Origin of the sequence: Streptomyces sp. NPDC049915, assembly GCF_040656475.1 — a bacterium.
Classification (GTDB): domain Bacteria; phylum Actinomycetota; class Actinomycetes; order Streptomycetales; family Streptomycetaceae; genus Streptomyces.
In genome coordinates, this window is sequence record NZ_JBFAMH010000008.1 from 120177 (window position 1) to 144974 (window position 24798).

A 24798-nucleotide genomic window follows, 5' to 3' on the forward strand; every position below is an offset into this window, starting at 1 on the left:
CGCACCGCTGCACGAGGAGCCGTCCCTCATGGCCGAACACCCCGCCTACCCCGTAGGACTCCGCCTCACCGGCCGTCGCGTGGTCGTCCTCGGTGGCGGCCAGGTCGCCCAGCGCCGCCTGCCCGCCCTGATCGCGGCCGGCGCGGACATCCACCTCGTGTCGCCCGAGGCGACCCCGTCGGTCGAGGCCATGGCCGACGCCGGCGAGATCACCTGGCACCGGCGCCCCTACCGGGACGGCGACCTCGCCGAGGCCTGGTACGCCCTGATCGCCACCAGTGACGCCGACGCGAACACCGCGGCCTCCGCCGAGGCCGAGCGGCACCGTGTGTGGTGCGTGCGCTCCGACGACGCCGACGCGGCGACCGCCTGGACCCCGGCCACCGGCCACAGCGAGGGCGTCACCGTCGCCGTGCTCACCACCGACGCCCGCGGCCGCGACCCGCGCCACACCGCCGCCATCCGCGACGCGGTCGTCGAGGGCCTGCGCGACGGCACCCTGGTCGCCCCCCACCACCGCACCCGTGCCCCCGGTGTCGCCCTGGTCGGCGGCGGCCCCGGCGACCCGGACCTGATCACCGTGCGCGGCCGCCGTCTGCTGGCCGAGGCCGACGTCGTCATCGCCGACCGGCTCGGCCCGCGCGACCTGCTCGCCGAACTCCCGCCGCACGTCCAGGTGATCGACGCAGCGAAGATCCCTTACGGCCGTTTCATGGCCCAGGAGGCCATCAACAACGCGCTCATCGAGCACGCCAAGCAGGGCAAGTCGGTGGTCCGGCTCAAGGGCGGCGACCCGTACGTCTTCGGCCGGGGCATGGAGGAACTCCAGGCGCTCGCCGAGGCGGGCATCCCCTGCACGGTCGTGCCCGGCATCTCCAGCTCGATCTCCGTCCCGGGCGCTGCGGGCATCCCGGTCACCCACCGCGGGGTCGCCCACGAGTTCACCGTCGTCAGCGGCCATGTCGCCCCCGACGACGAGCGCTCCCTGGTCGACTGGCCGTCACTGGCCAAGCTGACCGGCACGCTCGTGATCCTCATGGGCGTCGACAAGATCGGCAAGATCGCCGAGACGCTGGTGGCGCACGGCAAGTCCCCGGACACCCCCGTCGCCCTCGTCCAGGAGGGCACCACGGCCGCGCAGCGCCGCGTCGACGCCACCCTCGCGACGGTCGCCGAGGCCGTCCGCACCGAGGACGTGAAGCCCCCGGCGGTCATCGTCATCGGCGAGGTCGTGAAGGTCGGCCCTACGCCGTAACCCCGGGCGCCGCACCCCTCACCCGCGCCGTCGGCTCCGTGCGCGCGACAGCCCGCCCGACAAGCCGACACGACAAGCCCGCCCGACAAGCCCGCACGACAAGGCAGTATCACCCCGTGGCCGAACTCATCACCATCGACGACCCCGACGACCCTCGCCTCACCGACTACACCGGACTGACCGACGTCGAGCTGCGCCGCAGGCGCGAGCCGGCCGAGGGCCTGTTCATCGCCGAGGGCGAGAAGGTCATCCGGCGGGCCGGGGAAGCCGGTTACGCGATGCGCTCGATGCTGCTGTCGGCCAAGTGGATCGACACGATGCGCGACGTCATCGAGGAGTCGACGGCCCCCGTCTACAGAATCGACCCGGAGCTCGCCGAACGGGTCACCGGCTACCACGTCCACCGCGGCGCCCTCGCCTCCATGCAGCGCAAGCCCCTGCCGACGGCGCGCGCGCTGCTGGCGGGCGCCCGCCGCGTCGCGGTCATGGAGTCCGTCAACGACCACACCAACATCGGCGCGATCTTCCGCTCGGCGGCCGCCCTCGGGATGGACGCGGTGCTGCTGTCCCCGGACTGCGCCGACCCCCTTTACCGGCGCAGCGTGAAGGTGTCGATGGGCGCGGTCTTCTCCGTGCCGTACGCCCGGCTGGAGACCTGGCCCAAGGGGCTCGACTCGGTCCGTGAGGCCGGCTTCACGCTGCTCGCCCTCACCCCCGACGAGAAGGCCAGGACCCTCGACGAGTGCGCCCCGCACACCATGGACCGGGTCGCGCTCATGCTCGGCGCGGAGGGCGAGGGCCTGTCCCGGCAGGCCCTGGCAGCCGCCGACGAGTGGGTCCGCATCCCGATGTCCCACGGCGTGGACTCCCTCAACGTGGGCGCGGCGGCCGCGGTCGCCTTCTACGCGGTCGCGACGGGCCGCCCGCAGCTCTGAGAGCGCGTCCTCGCCTCTGAGGAAGGGCGTTCTCTCAGTCCCGCCGCAGAGTCGACTCGTACCGCTGCGACATCAGCCCGTCCTCGGGCAGGGACGTGAAGCCGGGCCGCGCGCTCTCCTGCGTCTGCCGTACGCCGCTGTTGTCCCCGAGCCCCCGGTCCGGCCCCTCGCAGCCCTGGACCAGGGCGATACCGAGGGCCACCAGCAGTGTCACCACCACGAACACGGTCAGCCGCTGGCGCAGCAGCCGGGGGTTGGCCGGGCGCAGCCGCGTCCCCGTGGTGCGCGGTGCCGGCCGTCCGGAGCCGCCGCCCTGCGCGGGCCGACTGCCGCTGCCCGGCCGCCGTCCGTCGCGCGAGGCCGGTGTCGGCCGGCCGGTGGACCGGGACCCGGAACCGCTCCGCGACGCCGGGCCCCCGCCGCGCGCGGCCGCGCTCCCGCCCCGGGAGGGACTGTCGGCGCGTGAGGGCGTCCCGCCCCGGGCGGCGCCGGCCCGCGACCCCGCGTTCCCGCGCGGCAGCGGAGTTCCCGGGTTGCTCGCGGGGCCCTGCGGCCGCCGCTGGGTGTGGTCCGGGTACAGCGTGTCGGCCAGCCGACCCGTGGGCCGGTCGGCCTCGGCGGCGCGGGGCGCGGGCGGGCGCACGTCGGCCAGGCCCTGCGCCTCGCGGGCCGCGATCTCCTTCAGCCGCAGCGACAGTTCCAGCGTGCTGGGCCGCTCCTCGGGATCCTTCGCCAGGCAGGTGCGCACCAGCGGCGCCAGCGCGTCCGGTACGCCGTGCAGCTGCGGCTCCTCGTGCACCACCCGGTACAGCATCACCTCGGAACTGCCGTGCCCGAACGGTGAGTCACCGGTGCACGCGTAGGCCAGGGTCGCCCCCAGCGAGAACACGTCCGTGGCCGGTGTGACGGCCGCGCCGCGCACCTGTTCCGGCGCCAGGAAGCCGGGCGAGCCGACGGCCGTACCGACGTGCGTCAGCGTGGAGGCGCCCGTGGCCCAGGCGATGCCGAAGTCGATGATCCGCGGGCCCTTGGGGGAGAGCAGGATGTTGGACGGCTTCAGGTCCCGGTGCACCACGCCGGCCTCGTGCACGGCGACCAGCCCCTCCGACAGGGCGGCCCCGACCGCCGCGACGTCGGCCGCGATCAGCGGCCCCTCGTCGGCGACCTTGTCGTGCAGCGACGGTCCGGGTACGTACTGCGTCGCGAACCAGGGCCGCTCCGCCTCCAGGTCGGCGGCGACCAGCCGGGCCGTACACCCGCCGCGGATGCGCCGCGCAGCCGAGACCTCGCGCGCGAACCGCGACCGGAACTCCTGGTCCTCCGCAAGATCGGGGCGGATCACCTTCAGCGCGACCCGCTGCCCCTTCTTGTCGGAGCCCAGGTAGACCACGCCCATCCCGCCCGCGCCGAGCCGTCGGTGAAGCCTGAACGAGCCGACGACGCGCGGGTCCTCGCGCCTCAGGCGCATCATCGCCATGTTCATCCCCGCTGCCCGGTCCGTGTGACGTGGCACAGCTTACGTTTCCGCGGCCGGTTGCGCGCAGAGGCCGCGCCCTCTCGTGCCGATGCGTTCCCGGTTGCCTGCACGGCACTTGAGGACGGATCAGAAGCAGTACGGACGACCTGCTTCCGAGCCACTGCGGTCCCCAACCTCCCACCCCGCCAAGCCTGTTGATCTTGACTTGCACGACCGCCCCGGGTCGGACCCCGCAGTGGGGGACACCTTGCGCCTGGGCGGGACGCGGTCGGGCGGGGCGGGCCGCCGGGCGACGACGGCGGTATGCCGCAGACCGGGCGAAGTGATCGAAGTCACCCGGCCGGGCTCCCGGTGCGGGGCCGAACGGACGGGGCAAACCGCCCCGGAGCGGACGCCCCCTCCGGGAAGACCCCGAGTCCTGGGTCCGCGTCTCCACCCAGGGGAGTACGTCCCAGGTGGTGGCTCATCCTCCGGGAGGCCCGCCAATCGATACGAAGGCATGACGTGCCGGGTCCGCCGCCCGCCTAGATTTGAGGTCAAGCGGCGGGTGGCAGCACTCGTCCCCCGAGGTCACGACACTCGCCGCTGCCAAGGACGACTGACACGGTCGGGAGAGGGACCATGGCCCACACGGCACCGCGGACACTGCTCCGCACGCAGGGACGCCTCACGCGCCCCCGCCGCACAGGCCGCCGCCACCCCCTGGTGGCGACGCTGATGGCCCTTCCCCTGGCGGCCCTGCTCCTGCTCGTCTTCGACGGCTGGGAGACAGTGGCCACACAGGCGTCGTCCGTGGGTGTGATGCTGGGGCGCTGAGCGGCGACCCCAGGCCCGGAAGAGCGGTCCGGGCGGGGACATCCACCCATGAAACCCCGTGGGGACGGGGGTGCGGCGGACGGCAAAAAATGCCGGCGCAGCTGGGGAGCTGCGCCGGCATTGCCATTCCCCCGAGCACCCTCACCCCTCCGGCACCACGATCCCGCGGACGGCGAGCCGAGCCCTACGGCCGTTCCCGCACCCGCGCGAACGCCACACGCGGCGAGCGGCCACGTCACACAGCTCCCTCCTCCCACGCACAGCGCGGTGCCCGGCTGGTCCGTCATCCGCGTGCGGCGCGGTGTCGGCTGGTCCGTCATGCCGCTTGCGGCGCGGTGCCCGGTCGGCCCGTCATCCCGCGTGCGGCGTGGTTCCCGGTCGGCCCGCCACCCTGCGTGCGGCGCGGTGCTCGGCCGGTCCGTCATGCCGCGTGCGGCTCAGCCCGCTTCGCAAGCCCGCGGGCAGTCGTGCCGCAGGGCGGCACGGGAGGGCGCGGACGGCATCCCGCGGCGCCGGGCTGCGCACCCCACCCCCGGCCGGCGGAAGCCAGCGGCACCCCGCGGCGCCGGGCTGCGCACCCCGCCCCCGGCCGGCGGAAGCCAGGGGCACCCCGCCGCGCCGGGTTGCGCACCCCGCCCCCGGCCGGCGCCAACCAACCGCCCCCTTGCAACGCGCCGAGCTCATAGCCGTACCCTCAGCCCATGCCCCATGCCCTCCTCGCCGACCTCACCCGCGAGGTCAGACAAAGGGCCCACCCCGCCGACACCCCCTGCTCCGCCTGCGCGGCAACCACGCTGGCCGACCGCCCCGACGCCACCGTCGTCCGCCACGCCGGCACGGTCGCCAAGGCGCACGCCCCGCACACCGATCCCGCCGCTCTGGCCCCCCGCCTCGCCACCGCCGCCCGGCTGCCCGACGTCCTCCTGCCCCCGCTGACCGGGAGCCCGCTCACCCTGCACGGACGCCTGGTGACCTTCTGGCCGTACGGCGCCCCCGTGGACCCCGACGACCCGGACGCCGCCCCGTGGGAGGCCGCCGCCACCCTCCTCGCCCACCTGCACCGCACCCCCGCCCCGCGGGACCTGCCCGACATGCGCGGCCCGGCCAAGGCGGCGGACGCGGTCACCCGCCTGCGTGCCGCCCTCGGCGTCACTCCCACCCCGCCCGCCGAGGGCACCGCACGCATCCCCGCCCCCCTCACCGCGGCGACGCCCGTCCTGCGCGCCTGGGCCGCCCTGCCCGACTGGGCCCGCGCCGAGGCGCCCATGCCCGGCCCCCTCGCTCTCTGCCACGGCGACCTGCATCTCGGCCAGCTCGTCCGGCACCCCGCCGCGGCCGGTGCCTGGCGGCTCATCGACGTCGACGATCTCGGCGTCGGCGTACCGGCCTGGGATCTGGCCCGTCCGGGCGCCTGGTACGCCTGCGGGCTGCTGCCGCCGGAGGAGTTCTCCCGCTTCCTGGACGCCTACCGTGCCGCCGGCGGCCCCGCGGTCCCCGCGACCGGCGATCCCTGGCCGGCCCTGGACGTCCCGGCGCGCACCCTGACCGTGCAGACCGCCGCCCGCGCGCTCGTCAAGGCCCATGCGGCCGGCCGCCCGCTGGACGAGGTGGAGCAGGCCGTCGTGAACGCCTGCGCGCGGATGGACGGCGCCCCGGCGCAGACGGCGGTGCAGGTCACACCGTAGGGTGCAACCGACCGCGGCCGGACGGAGTCTGTCCTGGCGATACGCGAAGCAGGACCGAACGGCGAGGAGTTGGAGCCGACCATGCAGTGCCCCAAGTGTCATGCGCCCATGCACACCTACAACCGCAACGGCGTGCAGATCGAGCAGTGCAGCGGTTGCCGGGGGATCTTCCTCGACTACGGCGAGCTGGAGGCGCTGACCCGCCTGGAGTCGCAGTGGTCCCAGCCCGCCCCGCCCCCGCCCGCCCCGCAGTCCTACCCGGCCCCGCAGGCGCCCGCCTGGGGCGCTCCGCAGCACGGCGGCCACGGTGGTCACTACGGCCACGGCGGTCACCACCGTCACAAGAGCTTCGGCCACATGCTCTTCTCCAGCTGAGAGCGGGGCACGAAGAAGCCCCCGGTCGCAGGACCGGGGGCTTCGGTGTGTGGACGATACTGGGATTGAACCAGTGACCTCTTCCGTGTCAGGGAAGCGCTCTCCCGCTGAGCTAATCGTCCGGGATCAGTGACCACCGGGTCACCGACAGTGCGCGATACTGGGATTGAACCAGTGACCTCTTCCGTGTCAGGGAAGCGCTCTCCCGCTGAGCTAATCGCGCGGGGATGCGGATCTTCGAGAAGATCCTCGGACCTCCGGGGAGATCCAGTGGACGATACTGGGATTGAACCAGTGACCTCTTCCGTGTCAGGGAAGCGCTCTCCCGCTGAGCTAATCGTCCTTGGAGGTGGAGACGGGATTTGAACCCGTGTAGACGGCTTTGCAGGCCGTTGCCTCGCCTCTCGGCCACTCCACCAGGAGTGTAGGGGATCCGGGAAGGTCCCTTACTTCCTTCGAGCGGACGACGAGGTTCGAACTCGCGACCTCAACCTTGGCAAGGTTGCGCTCTACCAACTGAGCTACGTCCGCCTGTCGTTTCGGTCCGCTTCCGCGGCCCGGCGACGTGTTGAACTCTAGCGGATTCCTGGGCCAGCACAAAAACGCGTTTGCGCAGCGTGCTGCGGTGCGTGCCCGCGACGACCTGGTCAGGGCCGCTCGCACCCCCGCCGGGGGCACCGCCCGGACACGCCCGGGCCACCCGACGGACACCCGCCATAGACTCGACAGCGTGCTCGAACTGCCCCCGCTCGCCCGGTTCGGCGACCGCCTCGCCATCGGCCTGACCGACGTCACCGACGACCCCGCGGCCCTGGACTCCTCCGGCTTCTGGGCGGTCGCCGCCGACTTCGAGGGCCGGCTGACCTGCGCCCGCTTCTCGGACGTCCGTCAGGAGCCGGTGCCCGCGCCCGTGTCCGGCGCCTGGCACGGCCCCGCGACCGGCGACTGGACGTCGTCCCTGGACCGCGCCGCGTACACCGCGGGGGTGCGGCGGATCCGCGAGTACATCGCGGCCGGCGAGGTCTACCAGGCAAACCTCTGCCGCGTCCTGTCCGCGCCGGTATCGCCGGACGCCGATGTCGACGCCCTCACGGCCCTGCTGGCCCGGGGCAACCCGGCGCCGTATGCAGGAACGATTCGGCTGCCCGCGCACGGCGTGGAGATCGCCACCGCCTCGCCGGAGCTGTTCCTGCGCCGCGACGGGCGCGTCGTCGAGTCCGGGCCGATCAAGGGCACCGGGCGGACCGAGGCGGACCTGCTCGCGAAGGACTACGCCGAGAACGTGATGATCGTGGACCTGGTCCGCAACGACATCGGGCGGGTGTGCGCCACCGGCAGCGTCACCGTCCCCGACCTGTGTGTCGTCGAGAAGCACCCGGGCCTCGTCCACCTGGTCTCCACCGTGCGCGGCGAGCTGCGCGAGGGGGCCGGCTGGCCCGAGCTGCTCGCCGCCGCCTTCCCTCCCGGCTCCGTCACCGGCGCCCCGAAGTCCAGCGCCCTGCGGATCATCGAGGAGCTGGAGACGGCACCCCGCGGCCCGTACTGCGGCGGCATCGGCTGGGTCGACGCCGACCGGGGCGTCGGTGAGCTGGCCGTCGGCATCCGCACCTTCTGGATCGACCGTGGCGAGGGCACGCTGCGCTTCGGCACCGGCGCCGGGATCACCTGGGGATCCGACCCCGAGGGGGAGTGGCGGGAGACCGAGCTGAAGGCGTCCCGGCTGCTCGCGGTAGCGTCGGGGACGTACGAGGTGAGTGAGGAGGGACCGGCGACGTGCTGTGCCGATCCGGGGGACGCCCCCCGGACCGCCGGCCGCAGTCAGGTCCCCGGCCCGAAGTTGCGAGGTAGCGACCAGTGAAGATCTGGCTGGACGGCGCGCTGCAGGACGTCGAGTCCGCCCGCGTCTCCGTCTTCGACCACGGGCTGACCGTGGGCGACGGCATCTTCGAGACGGTGAAGGCGGTGGACGGCACGCCGTTCGCCCTGACCCGCCATCTCGACCGGCTGACCCGCTCCGCGCGCGGCCTCGGCCTGCCCGACCCCGACCACGACGAGGTCCGCCGCGCCTGCACGGCCGTCCTCGCGGCCAACCCGATGCCGCTCGGCCGGCTGCGCATCACCTACACCGGAGGCCACGGCCCCCTCGGCTCCGACCGCGGCGAGCACGGCCCCACCCTGGTCGTCGCCCTGGGCGAGACCACCCGCCGCCCGGACACCACGGCCGTCGTCACCGTCCCCTGGACCCGCAACGAGCGCGGCGCCCTCACCGGACTGAAGACGACCTCCTACGCCGAGAACGTCGTCGCCCTCGCCCGCGCCCATGAACAGGGCGCTTCGGAGGCGCTGTTCGCCAACACCGTCGGGCAGCTGTGCGAGGGCACCGGTTCGAACGTCTTCGTCGTGCTCGACGGCGAGATCCACACCCCGCCGGTCGCCTCCGGCTGCCTCGCCGGCATCACCCGGCAGCTGGTGGTCGAGTGGACCGGCGCCAAGGAGACCGACCTGCCGCTCGACGTGCTCCAGCGGGCCGAAGAGGTCTTCCTGACCTCCACGCTGCGCGACGTACAGGCCGTGCACCGGATCGACGGCCGCGAACTGCCCGGCGCCCCCGGCCCGGTGACCGCCAAGGCCATGCGGATCTTCCAGGAGCGCGCCGGGGACGACCTCGACCCGTAGACCCCGCGATATTCGGCTGACGCGGGGCCGTACGGCGGGTAGAACACCCGTGATGACCACCACCCTGCGGCCGACCGAGCCGCTCCAGCGAAACGCCGACGGGACCCGTTCGCGCCGCTTCCAGGTGTGCGTGAACGGCCGCCCCGTCGGCGCGCTCCACCTCCGCACCCACCCCGTCTTCGGCGACGCCGTCGCCCAGGTCCTCGACCTGCGCATCGAGGAACCCGACCGCGGGCGCGGCCGGGCCACGGTGGCCGCGCTGGCCGCCGAGGAAGTCGTACGCGGCTGGGGCTGCCGGCGGATCGAGGCGAGCGTCCCGGCCGACGCCGGCGCCGCGCTCCGCCTCGCCACGGCGCTCGGATACGTGGTGCGCAACCGGACCATGGCCAAGCCGCTCGACGGCACCCCGCCACGGTTGCCCCGAGGCAGCACCGGGCGGCCCATGACGGACGAGGAGTTCGGCCCCTGGCTGGCCAAGGGCAAGGAGGACTACGCCCGCAGCTGGATCCAGCGCGGGGTGCCCGAGGCCGAGGCGCGGGCCAAGTCGGAGCGGGACCACGCCACCCTGCTGCCCGAGGGCCGCGCCACGCCCGGCACGCTCATCAGCGTCCTCGAACACGAGGGGACACCGGTCGGCACGCTGTGGCTGGCGCTGCGCGAGGACGGCGCCTTCGTCTTCGACGTCGAGGCCGACGCCGCCCACCGCGGCCGCGGCCACGGACGCTCCCTCATGCTCCTGGCGGAGGCCCAGGCCGTCACGGCGGGGGAGCGCAGGATCGGCCTCAACGTCTTCGCGGGCAACACGCCAGCCGAGCGGCTCTATGAGTCACTCGGCTACGAAACGACGCTGTACTCCCTCTACAAGCAGCTGGTGTAGCCGTACCGCAGGGGCCGTACCGAAGAGCAGGTGCCGGAGGCGTCGCTGCCGGAGGAGGGGCCGGGGCCGTCAGCTCTCCTGGCCCGACGCCAGCAGGCGGTCGGCGATCTCCTGCACGCGCTCGCGCAGGCCCTCCTGGCTCTTGCCGCCGTCGAGACGCTCGCCGCCGATGACGTACGTCGGGGTGCCCGTCACGCCGATCGCCTTGCCCTCGGCCTGGTCGGCGTCCACGATCAGGATGTGCCGGCCGTCGATCAGCGCGGTGTCGAACTCCTCGGCGTCCAGGCCGAGTTCGCCGGCCACCTCGACGAGGAACGGCTCCCCCTTGCGGTCCAGCTCCTCGACCCGGCCGAGCACGGCCTCCACGTACGGCCACCCCTGCCCCTGCACCGCGGCCTCCTCCGCGGCCTGCGCCGCGGCGAAGGAGTGCTGGTGCTTCTCCAGCGGGAAGTGCCGCAGCCGCAGCTCCAGCCGCTCGCCGTAGCGGGCACGCAGGGCGCGCACGTCGTCGAGGGCGGTGCGGCAGTCGGGACACTGCAACTCGCACCACACGTCGAGGACGACAGGGGTGGCGGGGGACGCGGAAGGGGTGGCCGCGGGGGAGGACTCGCTCATGCGCCCAGTCTCCCAGCCCGGCCCGCCACACCCCAATCCGGACCGGGCAGGCCGCCCCCGTACGGCATTGAGGGTGCGGCCGGAGGCCATGCCGCCCGGGCCCCGGGGAGGAGGGGAATCTGCTCCCCGGGGTGGAGAGGACCCTGACACCCGGGAGGAGGCGACCCCGACATCTCCCTGATGTGCGGCCTCAGGCATGGCCCGAGGGGGATCGGGCGGTGCAGGATGGAAGGGACGAACCGACCGACCGGCCGTCTGCACCCGACCGAGCCCGCTGGAGGACCGGATGATTGCCGAGACCGTCTGCTCAGCCGTCGCCGTGGCCGGCCTGGGCATCGCGGTGGTCACCGCCTACCGCAAGCGCTTCCTCGCCGCTGCCCGCATCGCGGCGTACGCCCTGGTGCCGCTGGGCCTGGTCATGACCGGGGTCGTCGAGTGGGCAGCCCACACCGCCTTCAGCCCCACGGCCTGGGCCGGTGTCGTCGTACTCGTCGGTGCCTGGGGCCTCTTCATGACGACCCGCGTGGTCGAACGCCGCCGCGGCGGCACCCGCGCCGAGCGCAAGGCCGCCCGCGCCGCACAGCCGGACGCGGTCGCCCCGACCGCCTCCGCCGCATCCCTCGGCCCCGGCACCCGGCCGGCGACCCGGCCCGCGACCGCACCCAAGGCGAACGCGTCCGACGACTTCTCCGACATCGAGGCCATCCTCAAGAAGCACGGCATATGACGGACGCCGGCGGACCGAAACGACACACTGGGTCCGCGCACGGCCCGAAGTGATCACTCAATGATCACGGTTCGCGCAGGTCATCACGGATTCCAGCGACTCCTGGACATTAGGTCGTGTTGATCGCCGAGGGGGGCCCGGCTGCGCCATCATCACCGCGAGATGCTGGACACGACGCAGCCGGACACGACACAGAGCGAGGCCGCGCCGCCGCAGGAAGAGCCGCGCGGCTGCCTCTTCGCCCTTTCCCAGCCACCGCTGATGATCTTCCTTGCGGTGATCGGGTGTCTGCTGCTCATGGCTTCGTTGCACGATCTGCTGTTGCTGTGAGCCGTACCCGTGGAGCCCGGCGTCACCCGCCGGGCCTCGCGACCTCGCCCGGGTCAGCCCGCCGCTTCCTTGCGTCGCGCCCGGTAGGCGGCCACGTGCAGACGGTTGCCGCAGGTGCGGCTGTCGCAGTACCGGCGCGAGCGGTTGCGGGACAGGTCGACGAAGGCGCGCCGGCAGTCCGGTGCCTCGCAGCGCCGGAGCCGCTCCTGCTCCCCGGCCACCACGAAGAACGCCAGCGCCATCCCGCAGTCGGCCGCCAGGTGGTCGGCGACCGACGCACCGGGGGCGAAGTAGTGCACATGCCAGTCGTAGCCGTCGTGGTCCGTCAGGCGCGGGGTGGTCCCGGCCGCGGCCACCAGATCGTTGATCAGGACGGCAGCGCTGCGGGCGTCCGGCGCGGCGAAGATGCCGGCGAACCGTCCGCGGATCTTGCGCACGGCCGAGAGATCGAACTCCGACAGCACCCCCACATCGCTGATCTGGTGGTTTTGCACGAACTCCGCGAGTGCGGCGACGTCCGGAAGCCCGTCCGGCGTCGCATCGTCCTCCGGTGCGGTGTTCACCAGATCCACCACGGCGTCGAGGGCGCACCGGGTGTCATGGGTGATCAGCACGTTTCGCTCCCTGGCCTGGGGGTCGGGCGGGCGCCCGCCGATGGTGGCCGATGGTAATGGCTCCCGTCGACTGCGCACCCGTGTGCTCCGACCCGTGTATGCCGGGAGAACGGCGACGAGGTGCGCGAGGGTTCCCGGGCGAACGCGAAGAGTGAGGGACGGAGCGTGACGCGTGCGGGGAGGAACGTGGCGAGTGAGGCCGAGCGGGTGGGGGCCCCGATGCCCCTGACGCGCGCACGCCGACGCCGTCTGGCAGCGAACTGCTCAGACGACGTCGGCGCATGCCCTGTGCGGTTGTCCTGGCCCGAGCCGTCTCCCCGAGTGGACGGCGCCGGGCGGCTTGGTGAGGGCCGCGGCCTAGCTCTCCGCCAGGATGTGGGAGAGCTCTTTGTCGAGATCGAAGTGCCGGTGCTCCGTGCCGGGAGGCACGGCGGCGTCCGTCCGCTTCAGAAACGACTCCAGGGCCCGCGCAGGGGCCTCGAGCAGGGCTTCGCCCTCCGGCGAGCTCAGGGCGATGCAGACGACGCCCTGACCGTGACTGCGCGACGGCCAGACACGGACGTCGCCGGTGCCGGTGGGTCGGTGAAGCCCCTCGGCGAGGAGGTCGCGGGCGAACACCCACTCGACGGTCTCCTCGGCTCCGGTGTGGAAAGTGGCGTGCACGGCGTAGGGGTCGGCCGTGTCGTACCGCAGGCCTGCGGGGACAGGCAGGGAGGACTCGCTCGACACAACGAGGCGCAGGTGCAGCTCGCAGCTGACCGTGGTGTTCATAAGCGCCAGGGCCTTTCGCTCAGTGTGCGCTCGGGGATTCGCACGTCGGCGAAATCGACATGCCACCTACGGTGCCGTTGTAAACCCCTCTGAGGGTTTTGCGTGTCTTTACGTAACTCTTCCGGCCGAGAGATCTTCGCGAACTACGTCCATTCCGGTGACTGGTTTCCCTCGGGTAAAGTTTCTCCGTATGAATACGGGGAGTGACGGTTCTGGCGAGGTTGTCGTGTCGGCGGACGGCGAGAAGCCGGAGGAGGCGCAGACGAACGAGGGCGAGCGGGGTCTCGGTTCCCGGGCGCCGGAATTCATCAAGTCCCGCCGGATGCTCCATCTGAGCTGGCAGGTGGGCGTCTTCGTGATCGGCCTCGCGGTCGTGGCGGCCGGCATCGTCATGCTGCCGCTGCCCGGGCCGGGGTGGGTCGTGATCTTCGGCGGCATGGCGATCTGGGCGACGGAGTTCGTCTGGGCACAGCTGGTGCTCCGCTGGACGAAACGGAAGGTCACCGAGGCGGCCCACAAGGCGCTCGACCCCAAGGTACGGCGGCGCAACATCATCCTCACCAGTATCGGCCTGGTCATCGTGGCGGCGCTGGTCGGCTTCTACGTGTGGAAGTTCGGTCTCGTGATGCCGTGGAAGATCAAGGATCAGTGACAGGCACCGGGGCGCGGGCGGCGCGGGGCGCCCTGCCGGGTCCCCGGGTGGTCACAGGCACCCCCTGACATGGGGTAATGTTCTTCCTGCGTCCGGGCGATTAGCTCAGTGGGAGAGCGCTTCGTTCACACCGAAGAGGTCACTGGTTCGAACCCAGTATCGCCCACCCGGAACACCGGCCCGCCTGCGACAACGCAGGCGGGCCGGTGTCATTTGATGCGCGGAACCATCCCGGCGGTGCGTGGTCGCCTACGGCTGGTGAGGTACCGCGTCCGCTTGGGGAAGCGTGGGCTGTGCACGGCGCCGGCGCCTTCGGGGGCGGGGCCGATGCCGTATCCCCGGCGGCAGACCGCAGGCGGCTCGGCGGCGTTTTCGGGCGCGCGGATGCCGCTGGCGCGCCGCTGTGGGAGGCAGGGCCCCCGTGCCGCACCTGGTGGGTCTCCAGCGGGGCGCCGGGGGCGGTCGGCGGGGCGTGGCGTGGCGGCCGGTCGGCTGGGCATGGCGGCGGGGAGTCGGAGGCGGTCGGCCAGGCGTGGCGGCGGGGGTCCTCGGTCCGCGGACCGGCGCTGTCGGTGCGGTTCTGTGCGGCGCGGGACCCCCCCCGCGTCGTTTCTGCACGTGAGAGGTCGGTTGCCGTCCGTCGGGGCGCGGCGGCGAAGACCCGGCACGACGGGCGCGCGGCTGTGTGACGCGTGGGCCTCCTCCGTGCCGGGCGAGCTGGTCCGGCGGGCCGCCGCCCGGACGTCGGCCGTTCCGTCACGCGGTCGGACGACTCGACCCCTGCCTCCCGTCGATCCGCCTGTCGCCGGGCGCGGCCCGAGCCGGAGTCTCGGCCGGCACGCGTGGCCGCCGCCGATCCACGTTCCCAGCCACCCGCTGCCTGCCGCAGAGCCGCCCCCGCCCCCGCCGCGCGAGGGCCCTGCCGGCACCCGTCTGCCCCGCACCGGCGCCCCAACGGTTTCCACCCCGGCCCGGCCCTCAATCCACCTCACCCCGCCCCCCGTCCCACTCCTCGAACCACCCCTCCCCACCTGCGCCATCCCTCGCCCGTCGCCACCCCCGCACCCCCACCCGCCACCACCCCCCAGCGTGCCCCGCAAGAAAATCCTGTGCGAATCATTGACGCACTCCCCACCCCTCCGTACCTTGTGCCAGCAAGCGCTTACTTGAAACGATTCACGAGGCGGCGAGCACACACTGCGGGGAGGGCCCGATCATGGGAACCGGGAATGTTGACAGGCGCACGATCCTCAGGGCGGCCGGCGCCTCCATGGCCACGCTGGGCCTGGCCGCGGCCACCGGCTGCGGTGGGGGCGACGGCACGGCGGCCGACGGCACGGTGACGATCCGTTACTCCTGGTGGGGTGCCGACGAGCGCGCCAAGAGGATCAACCAGTCGATCGCACTGTTCGAGAAGAAGTACCCGAAGATCGAGGTGAAGACCGACTTCCAGGACTACGTCTCTTTCTGGGAGAAGTTCCAGACGCAGGCCGCGGGCGGAAATCCCCCGGATGTTTTCCAGAACTCCGTCGCATTTCTTAGGAAGTACGACAAGCGCGGAGTCCTTCTCGACCTCAAGTCCCAGATCGACGCAGGGAATCTGAGGCTCAGTAACTTCCGATCCGGCGTCACATCCGTTGGTGAGGTGGACGGTAAGCAGCTCGCCATCCCCGTCGGCTCCAACACCATGGCGCTGGTCATCGACAAGAAGCTCTTCCGGAAGGCCGGCGTGGAGCCGAAGCCGGGCTGGACCTGGGACGAGTACTTCAAGGCCCTGAAGACCATTCACGACAAGACGAAGGTGGCCGGCGACACCGGCTACTTCGCCATCATGTACCTGTACGACCTCTACCTGCGGCAGCACGGCAAGGCCTTCTTCACCAAGGACGGACTCGGCTTCGAGCAGGCCGACCTGACGGAGTGGTGGACGGACGCCTACAACCGGGTGAAGGCCGGCATCATCACCGATCCGAAGATCGTCGAGCAGGACAAGCCCAAGTCATCCGTGACCGCCGGTCACGGCGCCTCGGAATTCACCTGGGACAACTTCACCGTCCGCTACACGGCCGAGGGTGACAGCGAGTACGGCCTCGCCCCCGTCCCCACCACGGACGGCAAGCAGACCGGGCAGTACCTGGCCTCTCTGATGCTCAGTGCCTCCGCGCGCACCAAGCACCCGAAGGAGGTCGCGCAGTTCATCGACTTCATGGTCCACGACCCCGAGGTCGGCAAGATCATGGGCTACGACCGCGGAATCCTGGCCGGCACCGAGCAGTACCAGGCGTACCGGCCGGCCGACCCGGTCAACAAGGAGATCGCCCAGTACGAGAAGGACACCGCCAAGGCGGGCGTCCTCGGCACGATCACCCCGCACCCGTCGGGAGCCGACACCGTCGAGGCCGCCTTCCTGCGCATCGGCGGTGACATGGCCCAGGGCAAGACGAAGGTCCCGGACGCGGTGAAGCAGTTCTTCTCCGAGGCCGAGGCCGCCTTCCAGGCCTGATTCGGACCTCACCCGGAATTCGATGGGAACCCCCGTGACGCTCGTCAAGGACTCACCGCTCGACACCCGGAAGGTCCGCTCCGCCGCCCCCGCCGCCGGCAAGCGGCGGGGCCGCCGGGAGAACCTCGCCGGTTATCTGTTCATGTCCCCGTGGATCGCGGGTTTCCTGCTCCTGACCGCGGGCCCCATGGTCGCCTCGCTGTACTTCGCCTTCACCGACTACAACCTCTTCGCCTCCCCCAAGTGGATCGGCTTGGACAACTTCACCCGGATGTTCGACGACCCGCGGTGGCAGAAGTCGGTGGAGGTCACCGCGAAGTACGTCGTCATCGGCACGCCACTGAAGCTGCTCCTCGCCCTCGGTGTCGCGCTGCTGCTCGCCCAGAGCCGGCGCGGGCAGGCCTTCTACCGGGCCGCCTTCTACGCCCCGTCGCTGATCGGCGCCAGCGTGTCCGTCGGTTTCGTGTGGCGAGCGCTGTTCTCGGACGACGCCGTCGTGGACCGCGGGCTGTCCTTGTTCGGCATGGACATCGGGGGCTGGGTCGGCAACCCGGACTGGATCCTGTACTGCCTGGTCGCACTGACGGTGTGGCAGTTCGGCGCGCCGATGGTGATCTTCCTGGCGGGGCTGAAGCAGGTGCCGAGAGAGCTGTACGAGGCGGCGGAGATGGACGGCGCCGGGCGGTTCCGTCAGTTCTGGAGCATCACGCTGCCGATGATCTCCCCGGTGCTCTTCTTCAACGTGCTGCTGGAGACCATCCACTCCTTCCAGATCTTCGGCTCCGCCTACGTCGTCTCCAACACGCAGTGCGGTCCGGCCGACGCCACCCTCGTCTACACCTGCTACCTGTACCAGAAGGGCTTCAAGGAGTCCCAGATGGGCTTCGCCTCCGCGATGGCCTGGATGCTGCTGCTCGCCGTGGCCCTGGTGACGGCCGTGCTGTTCTGGTCGCAGAAGAAGTGGGTGCACTACGCGGAGGACGCCCGATGAGCGCCACCACTCCCACCGCCCCCACCCCCGCCGTCCCCACGCCCGCCGCCCCCAGGTCCTCCGGTCTCGGCCGCCGGCGCACCGGATCGCTCGCCTGGCACATCGGCGCCCTGCTGGTCCTCGCGGTCGTCCTCTACCCCGTCGTCTGGGTCGTCGGTGCCTCCTTCAAGCCCAGCCGGGACATCATCGGCAGCCTGGAGCTGTTCCCCGCCAGGCCGAACCTCGGCAACTTCAAGGGCCTGGCCGACGGCATCGCCGACATCCCGATCCGGACGTTCTTCCAGAACTCCCTCTTCTACGCGCTCGTCTCGGTCGCCGGCATCCTCATCTCCTGCTCGCTGACCGCGTACGCTTTCGCCAAGATCCGGTTCGCCGGGCGGAACCTGCTGTTCGGCCTGATGATCGGCACGCTGCTGCTGCCGTACCACGTGCTGCTCATCCCGCAGTACGTGATGTTCCAGAAGATGGAGCTGATCAACACCTATGTGCCGCTGCTGCTCGGCAAGTACCTGGCGACCGAGGCGTTCTTCGTCTTCCTGATGGTGCAGTTCATGCGGAACCTGCCGCGCGAACTGGACGAGGCCGCCCGCATCGACGGCTGCGGCCATCTGCGGATCTACTGGTCGATCGTGCTGCCGCTGTGCCGGCCCGCGCTCATCACCAGCGCGATCTTCACCTTCATCAACGCCTGGAACGACTTCATGGGCCCGCTGATCTACCTCAACGAGCCCGGCAAGTACACCGTCTCGCTCGGCATGATGATGTTCCGCGACCAGGAGAGCGTCGCCAACTACGGCGGCATGATCGCCATGTCCCTGGTCGCGCTGCTGCCGGTGCTGCTGTTCTTCCTCGCCTTCCAGCGGTACCTCATCGACGGCATGGCGACCTCCGGACTGAAGGGCTGAGGCGGCACCCATGGCACAGGCCCGCACCAAGGCGCTCGGCCGCAAGGAGCCCCGCGAGTCCGCCCTCGCCAATGGGGTCTCCCCTGCTCGAGCGGAGTCGAGAGCTTGGGGAAGGTTCGCTCTCTTCTCGGAGTGTCTGCTGACCGGCGTGTGGATCGCGATCGCCTCGCTCGGCGTCGTCACCTGTCCGGCCGCGTTCGCCGCCGGATGCCGGCATCTGCGCCGCGGTACCGCTCATGAGGCGGGCGGGCTACGCGAGTTCGCCGCTGACTTCCGGGCCGCCCTGCGGGGTGGATGGCTCGCCGGGCTCGTCGGTTGGGTGCTGGCGGCCATGGTGTGGGTCGACGTCCAGGCCGCGGGCGCCGGGCTGCCCGGCGGGCCGCTGGTCGGGTCCGTCGGTCTCGCCGCGCTGATCGGCCTGGCCGTCACCGGTATGCGCGCCGCCGCCACCTGGACGCCCGGAGCCGGATGGCGCGCGCTGCTCACGGACGCGGGCCGCCGTACCGTGCGCGATCCCGCCGGATCGTTCCTCCTCGTGGCCGGGCTCGCCGTCGTGGCGCTGTCCGGCTGGTTCGTCGCCCCCTTGGCGGTCCCGGTGCTCGGAGCCGTCGCGGCAGCGGCCCTCGCCGTCGAGACGCGGTACCGGCACCACCGCTGACCTCCGCCCCGAACCGCGCCCAGGGCTGCGCCCCCGCGCGCCCGCACCTCTCTCTGCCCTGCCCCTGCACGCCTTGCCCCCGCATGCCTCCGCACGTCCCCGTACGGAAAGGACCCACGGCACCCCATGTCTTCCATCCCGCGCAGATCCCTTCTGAAGGCCGCCGCCGTCGCCGGAGCCGCCGCCCAGTTCAGCTGGGCGCTCGGCAGCAGGGACGCCCAGGCCGTGGCCACCGCCGGCGCCGCCGACACCGACCCGGTGACCCTGGACTGGCTCGAGGACGGCGGCCTCGGCGCCGCCCCCGGCTCCACCGTCGGCGTGCCCTGGCCCATGGGCGCCCATCAGGAGGACCAGACCTTCGCCCTCACCGATGCCGACGGCAAGGCCGTCCCCGTCCAGACCTGGCCGCTCGCGTACTGGCCCGACGGCTCCCTGAAGTGGACGCGCACGCCGTCAGTTCCGGCAACGGCAAGCTCACCGTGACCGCAGGCACCCCCGCCGCCCCCGAGAAGAAGGTGACCGTCGACAGCGGCGGCGGTACCGTCACCGTCTCCACGGGGGTCATCACCGCGAAGATCGGCAAGAACGGTTCCACCCTCGTCAAGTCCGTCACCCGCGGTTCCACCGAGATCGCCAAGGACGGCAGGCTGGTCCTGATCCGCCAGCCCGAGATCGAGGACGAGGACCAGGGCGCGGTCAAGACCGAACGCTTCGACGGCGCGATCGACAAGGTCACCGTCGAACAGGAGGGCCCGGTCCGCGCCGTCGTCCGCATCGACGGCAAGCACCGCAAGGGCGACCGCAGTTGGCTGCCGTTCTCCATCCGGCTCTACTTCTACGCCGGCGCCGAGTCCTTCCGCATGGTGCACACCCTCACCTACGACGGCACCCAGGAGCCCGGCAAGGCGTCCGGCGACTTCATCCGCGGCCTCGGGGTGCGCTTCACCGTGCCGATGCGCGACGCCGCCTACGACCGGCACATCCGCATCGGCGGCGAGGGCACCGGCCTGCTGCGCGAGGCCGTCCAGGGCATCACCGGCCTGCGCCGCGACCCCGGCGCGGCCGTACAGTCAGCCCAGTACGAGGGCAGGAAGCTGCCCGACCCCGCGACCTGGGACCAGCGTGTCACCACGCGCCTGCAGTACATCCCCGAGTGGGGCGACTACACCCTCTCCCAGCTCTCCGCCGACGGCTTCACCGTCCGCAAGCGCACCAAGAAGGGCCACGGCTGGATCACCGCGGGCGGCGGCCGGCGCGCCTCCGGGTTCGGCTACGTGGGCGGCGTGAGCGGCGGCTTCTCCTTCGGCCTGCGCGACTTCTGGGAGAAGTTCCCCGCCCAGCTCGACATCCGCGGCGCCCGGACCGACGAGGCCGAGGTCACCCTGTGGCTCTGGTCGCCCGAGGCCCAGCCGATGGACCTGCGCTTCTACCACGACGGCATGGGCCAGGACACCTACGCCGAGCAGCTCGAGGGCCTCAACATCACCTACGAGGACTACGAGCCGGGCTTCGGCACCCCCTACGGCATCGCCCGCACCTCCGAACTGCTCTTCTGGGCCAACGAGTCGACGCCCACCGCCGACGCCCTCGCCCAGCAGGTGCAGGCCGTCCGCACGCTCCCGCAGCTCGCCGCGCCGCCCAAGCAGCTCATCAAGGCCAAGGTGTTCGGCCCCGGCCTGTACTCCGAGCCGGACCGCTCCACCCCGGCCAAGGCGAAGATCGAGGACCACCTGGACTTCCTCTTCACCCACTACAAGGACCAGGTGGAGATGCGCCGCTGGTACGGCTTCTGGGACTACGGCGACATCATGCACACGTACGACGCCGCGCGGCACGTGTGGCGCTACGACATCGGCGGCTATGCCTGGGACAACTCCGAGCTGTCGCCCGACCTGTGGCTCTGGTACGCCTATCTGCGCTCCGGCCGCGCGGACATCTTCCGCTTCGCCGAGGCGATGACCCGGCACACCGGCGAGGTCGACGTCTACCACATCGGCCAGTGGGCCGGCCTCGGCACCCGGCACGGCGTGCAGCACTACGCCGACAGCGCCAAGCAGCAGCGCATCGCCAACACCACCTACCGCCGCTTCTACTACTTCCTCACCGCCGACGAACGCGTCGGTGACCTCATGGCCGCCAACGTCGACTCCGACGAGACGTTCCTCGTCCTCGACCCGCAGCGCAAGGTCCGCACCGACCCGTACACGCCCGACCGGCACGCCCTGTCCATCGGCTTCGGCACGGACTGGAGCGGGCTGGTGTCGGCCTGGCTGACGGAGTGGGAACGCAAGGGCCCCAAGTGGGAGAAGGCCAAGGCGCGGGTGCTGTCCACGATGGAGGGCATCGCCGCCCAGCCCAACGGCTTCGTCCAGGGCAGCGGACTGTACGACCTGGACACGGGCGAGTTCGCCGTCGCCACGCAGCCCGTCGTCGGCGTCTCGCACCTGTCGGCTGTCTTCGGCCTCAACGAACTGTGCGCCGAACTCATCCACTTGGTCGACATGCCGAAGTTCAAGGAGGCCTACCTCGACTACTGCCGCTACTTCAACGCCACGAAGGCCGAGCAGGCGGCCCGGTACGGCTCCAACTTCGGCTCGCTGATCCTCTTCCAGGGCCACTCCCGCCTGGACGCCTACGCCGCCGTGCAGACCGGCGACGCGAAGCTGGCCAAGCGGGCGTGGGAGAAGTTCTACGACTCCGACGGCTACAAGGAGTCCGCGCCCTGGAAGACGGAGCGGCTGACCGGTCCCGCCACCCTCGTCGAGGGCAGCGAGGCCGCCTGGGTGTCCAGCAACGACACCGCGCTGTACGGCCTCGCCGCCATCGAGAACCTGGCGCTGCTGGGCGACAGGATGCCGTAGCCGTGGGCTCCGTGGGCTAGTTCATCCGCCCCAGCACCTCCCGCACCCGTCGCACGTCCCGCAGGCGCCGTTCATAGGTCGCGCCGACGGCGAGCAGCAGGGCTCCGGCCAGTGCGGGAGGTACCCAGCGGGGGAGGGCGTCGGCGACCTGCACCAGGTAGGGGGCCAGTTCGTGCAGCGCGTCCAGCACGAGCACCCCGCCGCCCAGCAGCAGCGGCGCCCGCAGCCGGTGCCGGGCCCCCAGCAGGGTGACCAGCAGCGCCGCGGCGCCCAGCAGCCAGGGCCGGGTGGCGTGCGCATCGGTCCAGGCGGCCGCGAGGCTCGGCACCAGCGTCACCGCGAGACCGGGCCCGTACGCCGCCCACGACGACGCCTGCGGATCCCGGCGCCGGCGCAGGACGCCCACCGCGAGCGCCGGGACGGACACCGGCAGGGTGTACGCCTCCGGTGCCGTGACGTCCCAGGCCGCGAGGCGCACCCAGGCGGCCAGCGCGAACAGCGCGGTGGCCGCGTAGGCGGCGGGGCGGCGGTCGGCGCGCACGGCCGTCCCGGCGGCGATCACCGCGCACGCGGACAGCACCAGCGCGAGCATCGCCGGTTCGGTGACCGCGAGTGCGATCGCCAGGAGACCGGCGGCCGCGCCCGTCGCCTCCACCGCCACGGTCGTCGGCACGTCGGCGATCCGGGCGGCGAGCAGCGCCGCCACCGACGGGACCACGAGCACGAGCAGCGCGGTGTGCCACGGCGCCCCGTGCGCCGCCGCCCCCAGGGCACAGGCCAGGGCGGCGCCGTACCCGAGCGCGGCCGGGGCCGTCACCGGGGCGAGGCGCGGCCTCAGGGAGGCGGCCGCGAAGAGCGCCGTCAGGGCGGTGAGCACCCCCAGGGTCGCGGACCGCACCGGCAGTGCCAGCAGCGCGAGCGAGACCGAGGTGAGCAGGGCGAGCACCAGCGCGGGCAGCGCCTCGGCGCGCCCGGCCGTCCGGCTCCGCGCCGCCGCCGCGAGCAGGCCCGCCGTCGCCAGCGCCTCCACCAGCAGCGCCGCCGGGTACGGCGCGTCCAGCGCCACCGGTACGACCACGACCGCGCCCCACCCGAGCGCCGACGCGCCCGTCAGCGCCCGGGGCCGCCATGCGACGTCGCGGACCGCGAGCGCGAGGACGGCGGCGACGGCGGCCAGGACCAGCGGGGCGCTCTGCAGCTGCGGCAGCCACGGTTCACCGGCCGTCACGGCCTCCCGGGCACCGCCCGGCGCCCCCGACCACACCCCGGTCACCGAGGTGGCCGGTCCCATCAGCGTCAGCGCGAGCAGCGGCAGCGCCCACAGCACCGCCAAGGCCTGGACGGCGGCGGAGGCGACGGCGAGGCCGCGCCGCACCGGCTCCGGCAGACCGGCCCGCTGCGCCGCCAACAGCGCGATACCGAAGGCGAGATGCACCGGAACGGTCCAGGTGACCGGCAGGGCCGGGCGGGCCGTACCGCCGAGCGCGGTCACCACGAGCAGACCGGCCGCGGTGGAGAGCCCGACGGCGTGCCCCTCGGCACGTTCGTCCCGGGCCGCGGCCAGCGCGACGGCGGCCGCGAACAGCAGCAGTCCCGCCGCACGAGCCCCGGCGCCCGGACCACCGGCCGTCCACGACAGCCCGGCCGCGGCCAGCGCGCCCCACGCCCCCGTGCCGTACGCGCCGACCATGGCGGTGATCCGCACCGCCCCGGCCGGCGCGCGCAGCGCCACGACCGTGTCGCATGCGGCCGTCACCAGCAGCGCTGCGGTGATCCCGTAGCGCCCCGCGTCGGCCGCCGTCGCCCACAGCAGCAGCGGCAGCTGGGCCGCGGCCAGCGCCGCCGGACGCGGCAGCCGCAGCACAGCCGTGCGCGGCAGCAGCCCGTAGCCCGTCCACACGGCGGCGAGTACCGCCGACGCCCCGGCCGCGTACGCCGTGCCGTCCACGCCGGTGAGGGCGGCCTCGTGCAGCGCGTACGCGTCGAGCACCGTCAGTGCCAGGGCGAGCCCCGCCACCGCCTCGGCCGTCGACCGCAGGCCGCGCCCCAGCAGCGGCAGCGGGGCGGCCAGCGCGGCCACCGTGACCGCGCCCAGCACCAGCGAGCGGCCGGTGATCCCCAGGTGTCCCCAGCTGACCAGCGTGAACGCGATCGCCGCGATGGTCAGCAGCAGGCCGCCGAGGAGCAGCAGCAGGTTCTGCACCCGCGGGGCGGAGGCCTCCGCGCCGGGCTGCGCGGGCGTGGCCGCGGACGGCACCGGGGCGTGCGGCGGCAGCGAGGGCAGACGGGCGACCAGCCAGGCGCGGCGGGCGAGCAACTGGGCCCGGCGGGCGTCCAGTTGCCACAGCTCGGCGTCGATGAGCCGCAGCTCCTCGGCCGGTGGCGGAAGGTGTGTCATGGTTCGGAGTGTGGGCCGTGTCACGCCGTACGGCATGAGCGCACGTACTCAGAACGTACTCAGGTCCCGGTCAGGGGCCCCGGGCGGGCAGACTCGGCGTATGGACTGGACGCACTACCGCTTCCTCAGCGAGTGGCCCCTGCCCGCCCCGCCGGCCGCCGTCTTCGCCGTCCTGGAGCGGGCCGAGGACTATCCCCGCTGGTGGCCCCAGGTGCGCACGGCGACCCGGCTCGACGACACGACGGGCGTGATCACGATCCGCTCCCTGCTGCCGTACGCCGTGACGTTCACCGCGCGGTCGGTGCGCCGCGACGCGGCGGCCGGCGTGCTGGAGATCGCGATGTCCGGCGACATCGACGGCTGGGCGCGCTGGACGGTCACCCCCGCCGGCCCCGGCAGCCTCGTCCACTACGAGCAGGTCGTCGAGGTGAACAAGCCGCTGCTGAGGCGGCTGGCCGTGCCCGGACGGCCGCTGTTCCGCGCCAACCACCGGCTGATGATGCGCGCCGGGCGGCGCGGACTCGTGGCGTATCTCGGAACGGTTTGAAGGAAGCGCGCCGGCACCTGTATTGTTCAGTGCGTTCCCGGGCGATTAGCTCAGTGGGAGAGCGCTTCGTTCACACCGAAGAGGTCACTGGTTCGAACCCAGTATCGCCCACCGGGAGGAAGGCCGGTCC

General features: G+C 72.5%; 21 protein-coding genes, 7 tRNA genes and 1 pseudogene. 19 read left to right on the forward strand and 10 right to left on the reverse strand.

The genetic code is table 11. The features are described from left to right. The first annotated feature begins 28 nt into the window (after positions 1-28). Positions 29-1255, forward strand: a complete 1227-nt coding sequence (cobA, locus tag AB0J12_RS16490; RefSeq protein WP_363264986.1) for a uroporphyrinogen-III C-methyltransferase — start codon at positions 29-31, stop codon at positions 1253-1255. 116 nt (positions 1256-1371) lie between these two features. Further along, a complete protein-coding gene (locus tag AB0J12_RS16495; protein WP_363264987.1) occupies positions 1372-2190 on the forward strand; it encodes an RNA methyltransferase in 819 nt (272 codons plus the stop codon). A 34-nt stretch (positions 2191-2224) separates the two neighbouring features. Here the strand turns inward: AB0J12_RS16495 and AB0J12_RS16500 are convergent, their stop codons facing one another. After that, positions 2225-3673: a serine/threonine-protein kinase gene (locus tag AB0J12_RS16500; RefSeq protein ID WP_363265147.1), complete on the reverse strand. Its 1449-nt coding sequence runs from the start codon at positions 3671-3673 to the stop codon at positions 2225-2227. A gap of 615 nt (positions 3674-4288) precedes the next feature. On the opposite strand from AB0J12_RS16500, the gene AB0J12_RS16505 reads away from it, so the two are divergent. The 3 genes from AB0J12_RS16505 (at position 4289) to AB0J12_RS16515 (ending at position 6543) form a co-directional block, all read left to right on the forward strand. Continuing rightward, on the forward strand, positions 4289-4483 hold the full coding sequence (locus AB0J12_RS16505) for a hypothetical protein (RefSeq protein ID WP_361625205.1): 195 nt from the start codon (positions 4289-4291) through the stop codon (positions 4481-4483). A 701-nt stretch (positions 4484-5184) separates the two neighbouring features. Continuing rightward, the gene (locus AB0J12_RS16510; RefSeq protein ID WP_363264988.1) at positions 5185-6168 is read left to right on the forward strand and encodes an aminoglycoside phosphotransferase family protein; all 984 of its coding nucleotides are present in this window, start codon (positions 5185-5187) and stop codon (positions 6166-6168) included. Between the two features lie 81 nt (positions 6169-6249). Next, a complete protein-coding gene (locus tag AB0J12_RS16515; RefSeq protein ID WP_363264989.1) occupies positions 6250-6543 on the forward strand; it encodes a zf-TFIIB domain-containing protein in 294 nt (97 codons plus the stop codon). 50 nt (positions 6544-6593) lie between these two features. Here the strand turns inward: AB0J12_RS16515 and AB0J12_RS16520 are convergent. The 5 genes from AB0J12_RS16520 to AB0J12_RS16540 all read right to left on the reverse strand — a co-directional run bounded on the left by AB0J12_RS16520 (position 6594) and on the right by AB0J12_RS16540 (position 7074). After that, positions 6594-6665 (reverse strand) — tRNA-Val (locus AB0J12_RS16520). A gap of 29 nt (positions 6666-6694) precedes the next feature. Continuing rightward, positions 6695-6766: transfer RNA gene (locus AB0J12_RS16525), tRNA-Val, on the reverse strand. 48 nt (positions 6767-6814) lie between these two features. Then, a tRNA-Val gene (locus tag AB0J12_RS16530) sits at positions 6815-6886 on the reverse strand. Position 6887: 1 nt separating this feature from the next. Further along, positions 6888-6961, reverse strand: a tRNA-Cys gene (locus tag AB0J12_RS16535). A gap of 40 nt (positions 6962-7001) precedes the next feature. Beyond that, positions 7002-7074, reverse strand: a tRNA-Gly gene (locus AB0J12_RS16540). A 199-nt stretch (positions 7075-7273) separates the two neighbouring features. Between AB0J12_RS16540 and AB0J12_RS16545 the strand changes: the two genes are divergently transcribed. From AB0J12_RS16545 to AB0J12_RS16555, 3 genes are read left to right on the forward strand one after another with little or no spacing between them, the layout of a single operon-like run. After that, the gene (locus AB0J12_RS16545; protein ID WP_363264990.1) at positions 7274-8401 is read left to right on the forward strand and encodes a chorismate-binding protein; all 1128 of its coding nucleotides are present in this window, start codon (positions 7274-7276) and stop codon (positions 8399-8401) included. Then, entirely contained in the window at positions 8398-9219 is an 822-nt protein-coding gene (locus tag AB0J12_RS16550; RefSeq protein ID WP_363264991.1) for an aminodeoxychorismate lyase, read from the forward strand. Before AB0J12_RS16545 ends, AB0J12_RS16550 begins: the two co-directional genes overlap by 4 nt. Positions 9220-9271: 52 nt before the next feature. Further along, positions 9272-10096, forward strand: a complete 825-nt coding sequence (locus AB0J12_RS16555; RefSeq protein WP_363264992.1) for a GNAT family N-acetyltransferase — start codon at positions 9272-9274, stop codon at positions 10094-10096. Positions 10097-10165: 69 nt separating this feature from the next. Here AB0J12_RS16555 and AB0J12_RS16560 read toward each other — a convergent pair whose 3' ends face one another. After that, positions 10166-10711 (reverse strand): DsbA family protein, encoded by a 546-nt coding sequence (locus AB0J12_RS16560; RefSeq protein WP_363264993.1) that lies wholly within the window; start codon positions 10709-10711, stop codon positions 10166-10168. Between the two features lie 286 nt (positions 10712-10997). Here AB0J12_RS16560 and AB0J12_RS16565 point away from each other — a divergent pair, with 286 nt between their 5' ends. Both AB0J12_RS16565 and AB0J12_RS16570 read left to right on the forward strand, forming a co-directional pair. After that, positions 10998-11438: a hypothetical protein gene (locus AB0J12_RS16565; protein ID WP_363264994.1), complete on the forward strand. Its 441-nt coding sequence runs from the start codon at positions 10998-11000 to the stop codon at positions 11436-11438. 162 nt (positions 11439-11600) lie between these two features. Continuing rightward, positions 11601-11768, forward strand: coding sequence for a hypothetical protein (locus AB0J12_RS16570; RefSeq protein WP_363264995.1), 168 nt, complete (start codon positions 11601-11603; stop codon positions 11766-11768). Positions 11769-11821: 53 nt separating this feature from the next. Here AB0J12_RS16570 and AB0J12_RS16575 read toward each other — a convergent pair whose 3' ends face one another. Both AB0J12_RS16575 and AB0J12_RS16580 read right to left on the reverse strand, forming a co-directional pair. Further along, on the reverse strand, positions 11822-12382 hold the full coding sequence (locus AB0J12_RS16575) for a CGNR zinc finger domain-containing protein (protein ID WP_363264996.1): 561 nt from the start codon (positions 12380-12382) through the stop codon (positions 11822-11824). A 357-nt stretch (positions 12383-12739) separates the two neighbouring features. Continuing rightward, complete coding sequence (locus AB0J12_RS16580) at positions 12740-13153, reverse strand: SsgA family sporulation/cell division regulator (protein WP_030011909.1); 414 nt, start codon at positions 13151-13153, stop codon at positions 12740-12742. A 190-nt stretch (positions 13154-13343) separates the two neighbouring features. On the opposite strand from AB0J12_RS16580, the gene AB0J12_RS16585 reads away from it, so the two are divergent. The 7 genes and pseudogenes from AB0J12_RS16585 to AB0J12_RS16615 all read left to right on the forward strand — a co-directional run bounded on the left by AB0J12_RS16585 (position 13344) and on the right by AB0J12_RS16615 (position 21723). After that, complete coding sequence (locus AB0J12_RS16585; protein ID WP_363264997.1) at positions 13344-13805, forward strand: TIGR02611 family protein; 462 nt, start codon at positions 13344-13346, stop codon at positions 13803-13805. 94 nt (positions 13806-13899) lie between these two features. Continuing rightward, positions 13900-13971, forward strand: a tRNA-Val gene (locus AB0J12_RS16590). 1050 nt (positions 13972-15021) lie between these two features. After that, positions 15022-16308: an extracellular solute-binding protein gene (locus AB0J12_RS16595; protein WP_363264998.1), complete on the forward strand. Its 1287-nt coding sequence runs from the start codon at positions 15022-15024 to the stop codon at positions 16306-16308. A 34-nt stretch (positions 16309-16342) separates the two neighbouring features. After that, on the forward strand, positions 16343-17299 hold the full coding sequence (locus tag AB0J12_RS16600; RefSeq protein ID WP_363264999.1) for a sugar ABC transporter permease: 957 nt from the start codon (positions 16343-16345) through the stop codon (positions 17297-17299). Next, positions 17296-18204 (forward strand): carbohydrate ABC transporter permease, encoded by a 909-nt coding sequence (locus AB0J12_RS16605; RefSeq protein ID WP_363265000.1) that lies wholly within the window; start codon positions 17296-17298, stop codon positions 18202-18204. Before AB0J12_RS16600 ends, AB0J12_RS16605 begins: the two co-directional genes overlap by 4 nt. 10 nt (positions 18205-18214) lie before the next feature. After that, positions 18215-18862: a hypothetical protein gene (locus AB0J12_RS16610; protein ID WP_363265001.1), complete on the forward strand. Its 648-nt coding sequence runs from the start codon at positions 18215-18217 to the stop codon at positions 18860-18862. A gap of 126 nt (positions 18863-18988) precedes the next feature. Beyond that, positions 18989-21723 (forward strand): annotated as a pseudogene (locus AB0J12_RS16615) (Tat pathway signal sequence domain protein). A gap of 16 nt (positions 21724-21739) precedes the next feature. Here the strand turns inward: AB0J12_RS16615 and AB0J12_RS16620 are convergent. Continuing rightward, a complete protein-coding gene (locus AB0J12_RS16620; RefSeq protein WP_363265002.1) occupies positions 21740-24121 on the reverse strand; it encodes a hypothetical protein in 2382 nt (793 codons plus the stop codon). Positions 24122-24221: 100 nt separating this feature from the next. Here AB0J12_RS16620 and AB0J12_RS16625 point away from each other — a divergent pair, with 100 nt between their 5' ends. After that, positions 24222-24668 carry an SRPBCC family protein gene (locus tag AB0J12_RS16625; RefSeq protein WP_363265003.1) on the forward strand — a complete coding sequence of 149 codons (447 nt, stop codon included), beginning with the start codon at positions 24222-24224 and terminating at the stop codon, positions 24666-24668. Positions 24669-24707: 39 nt separating this feature from the next. After that, positions 24708-24779 (forward strand) — tRNA-Val (locus tag AB0J12_RS16630). The last annotated feature ends 19 nt before the right edge of the window (positions 24780-24798 follow it).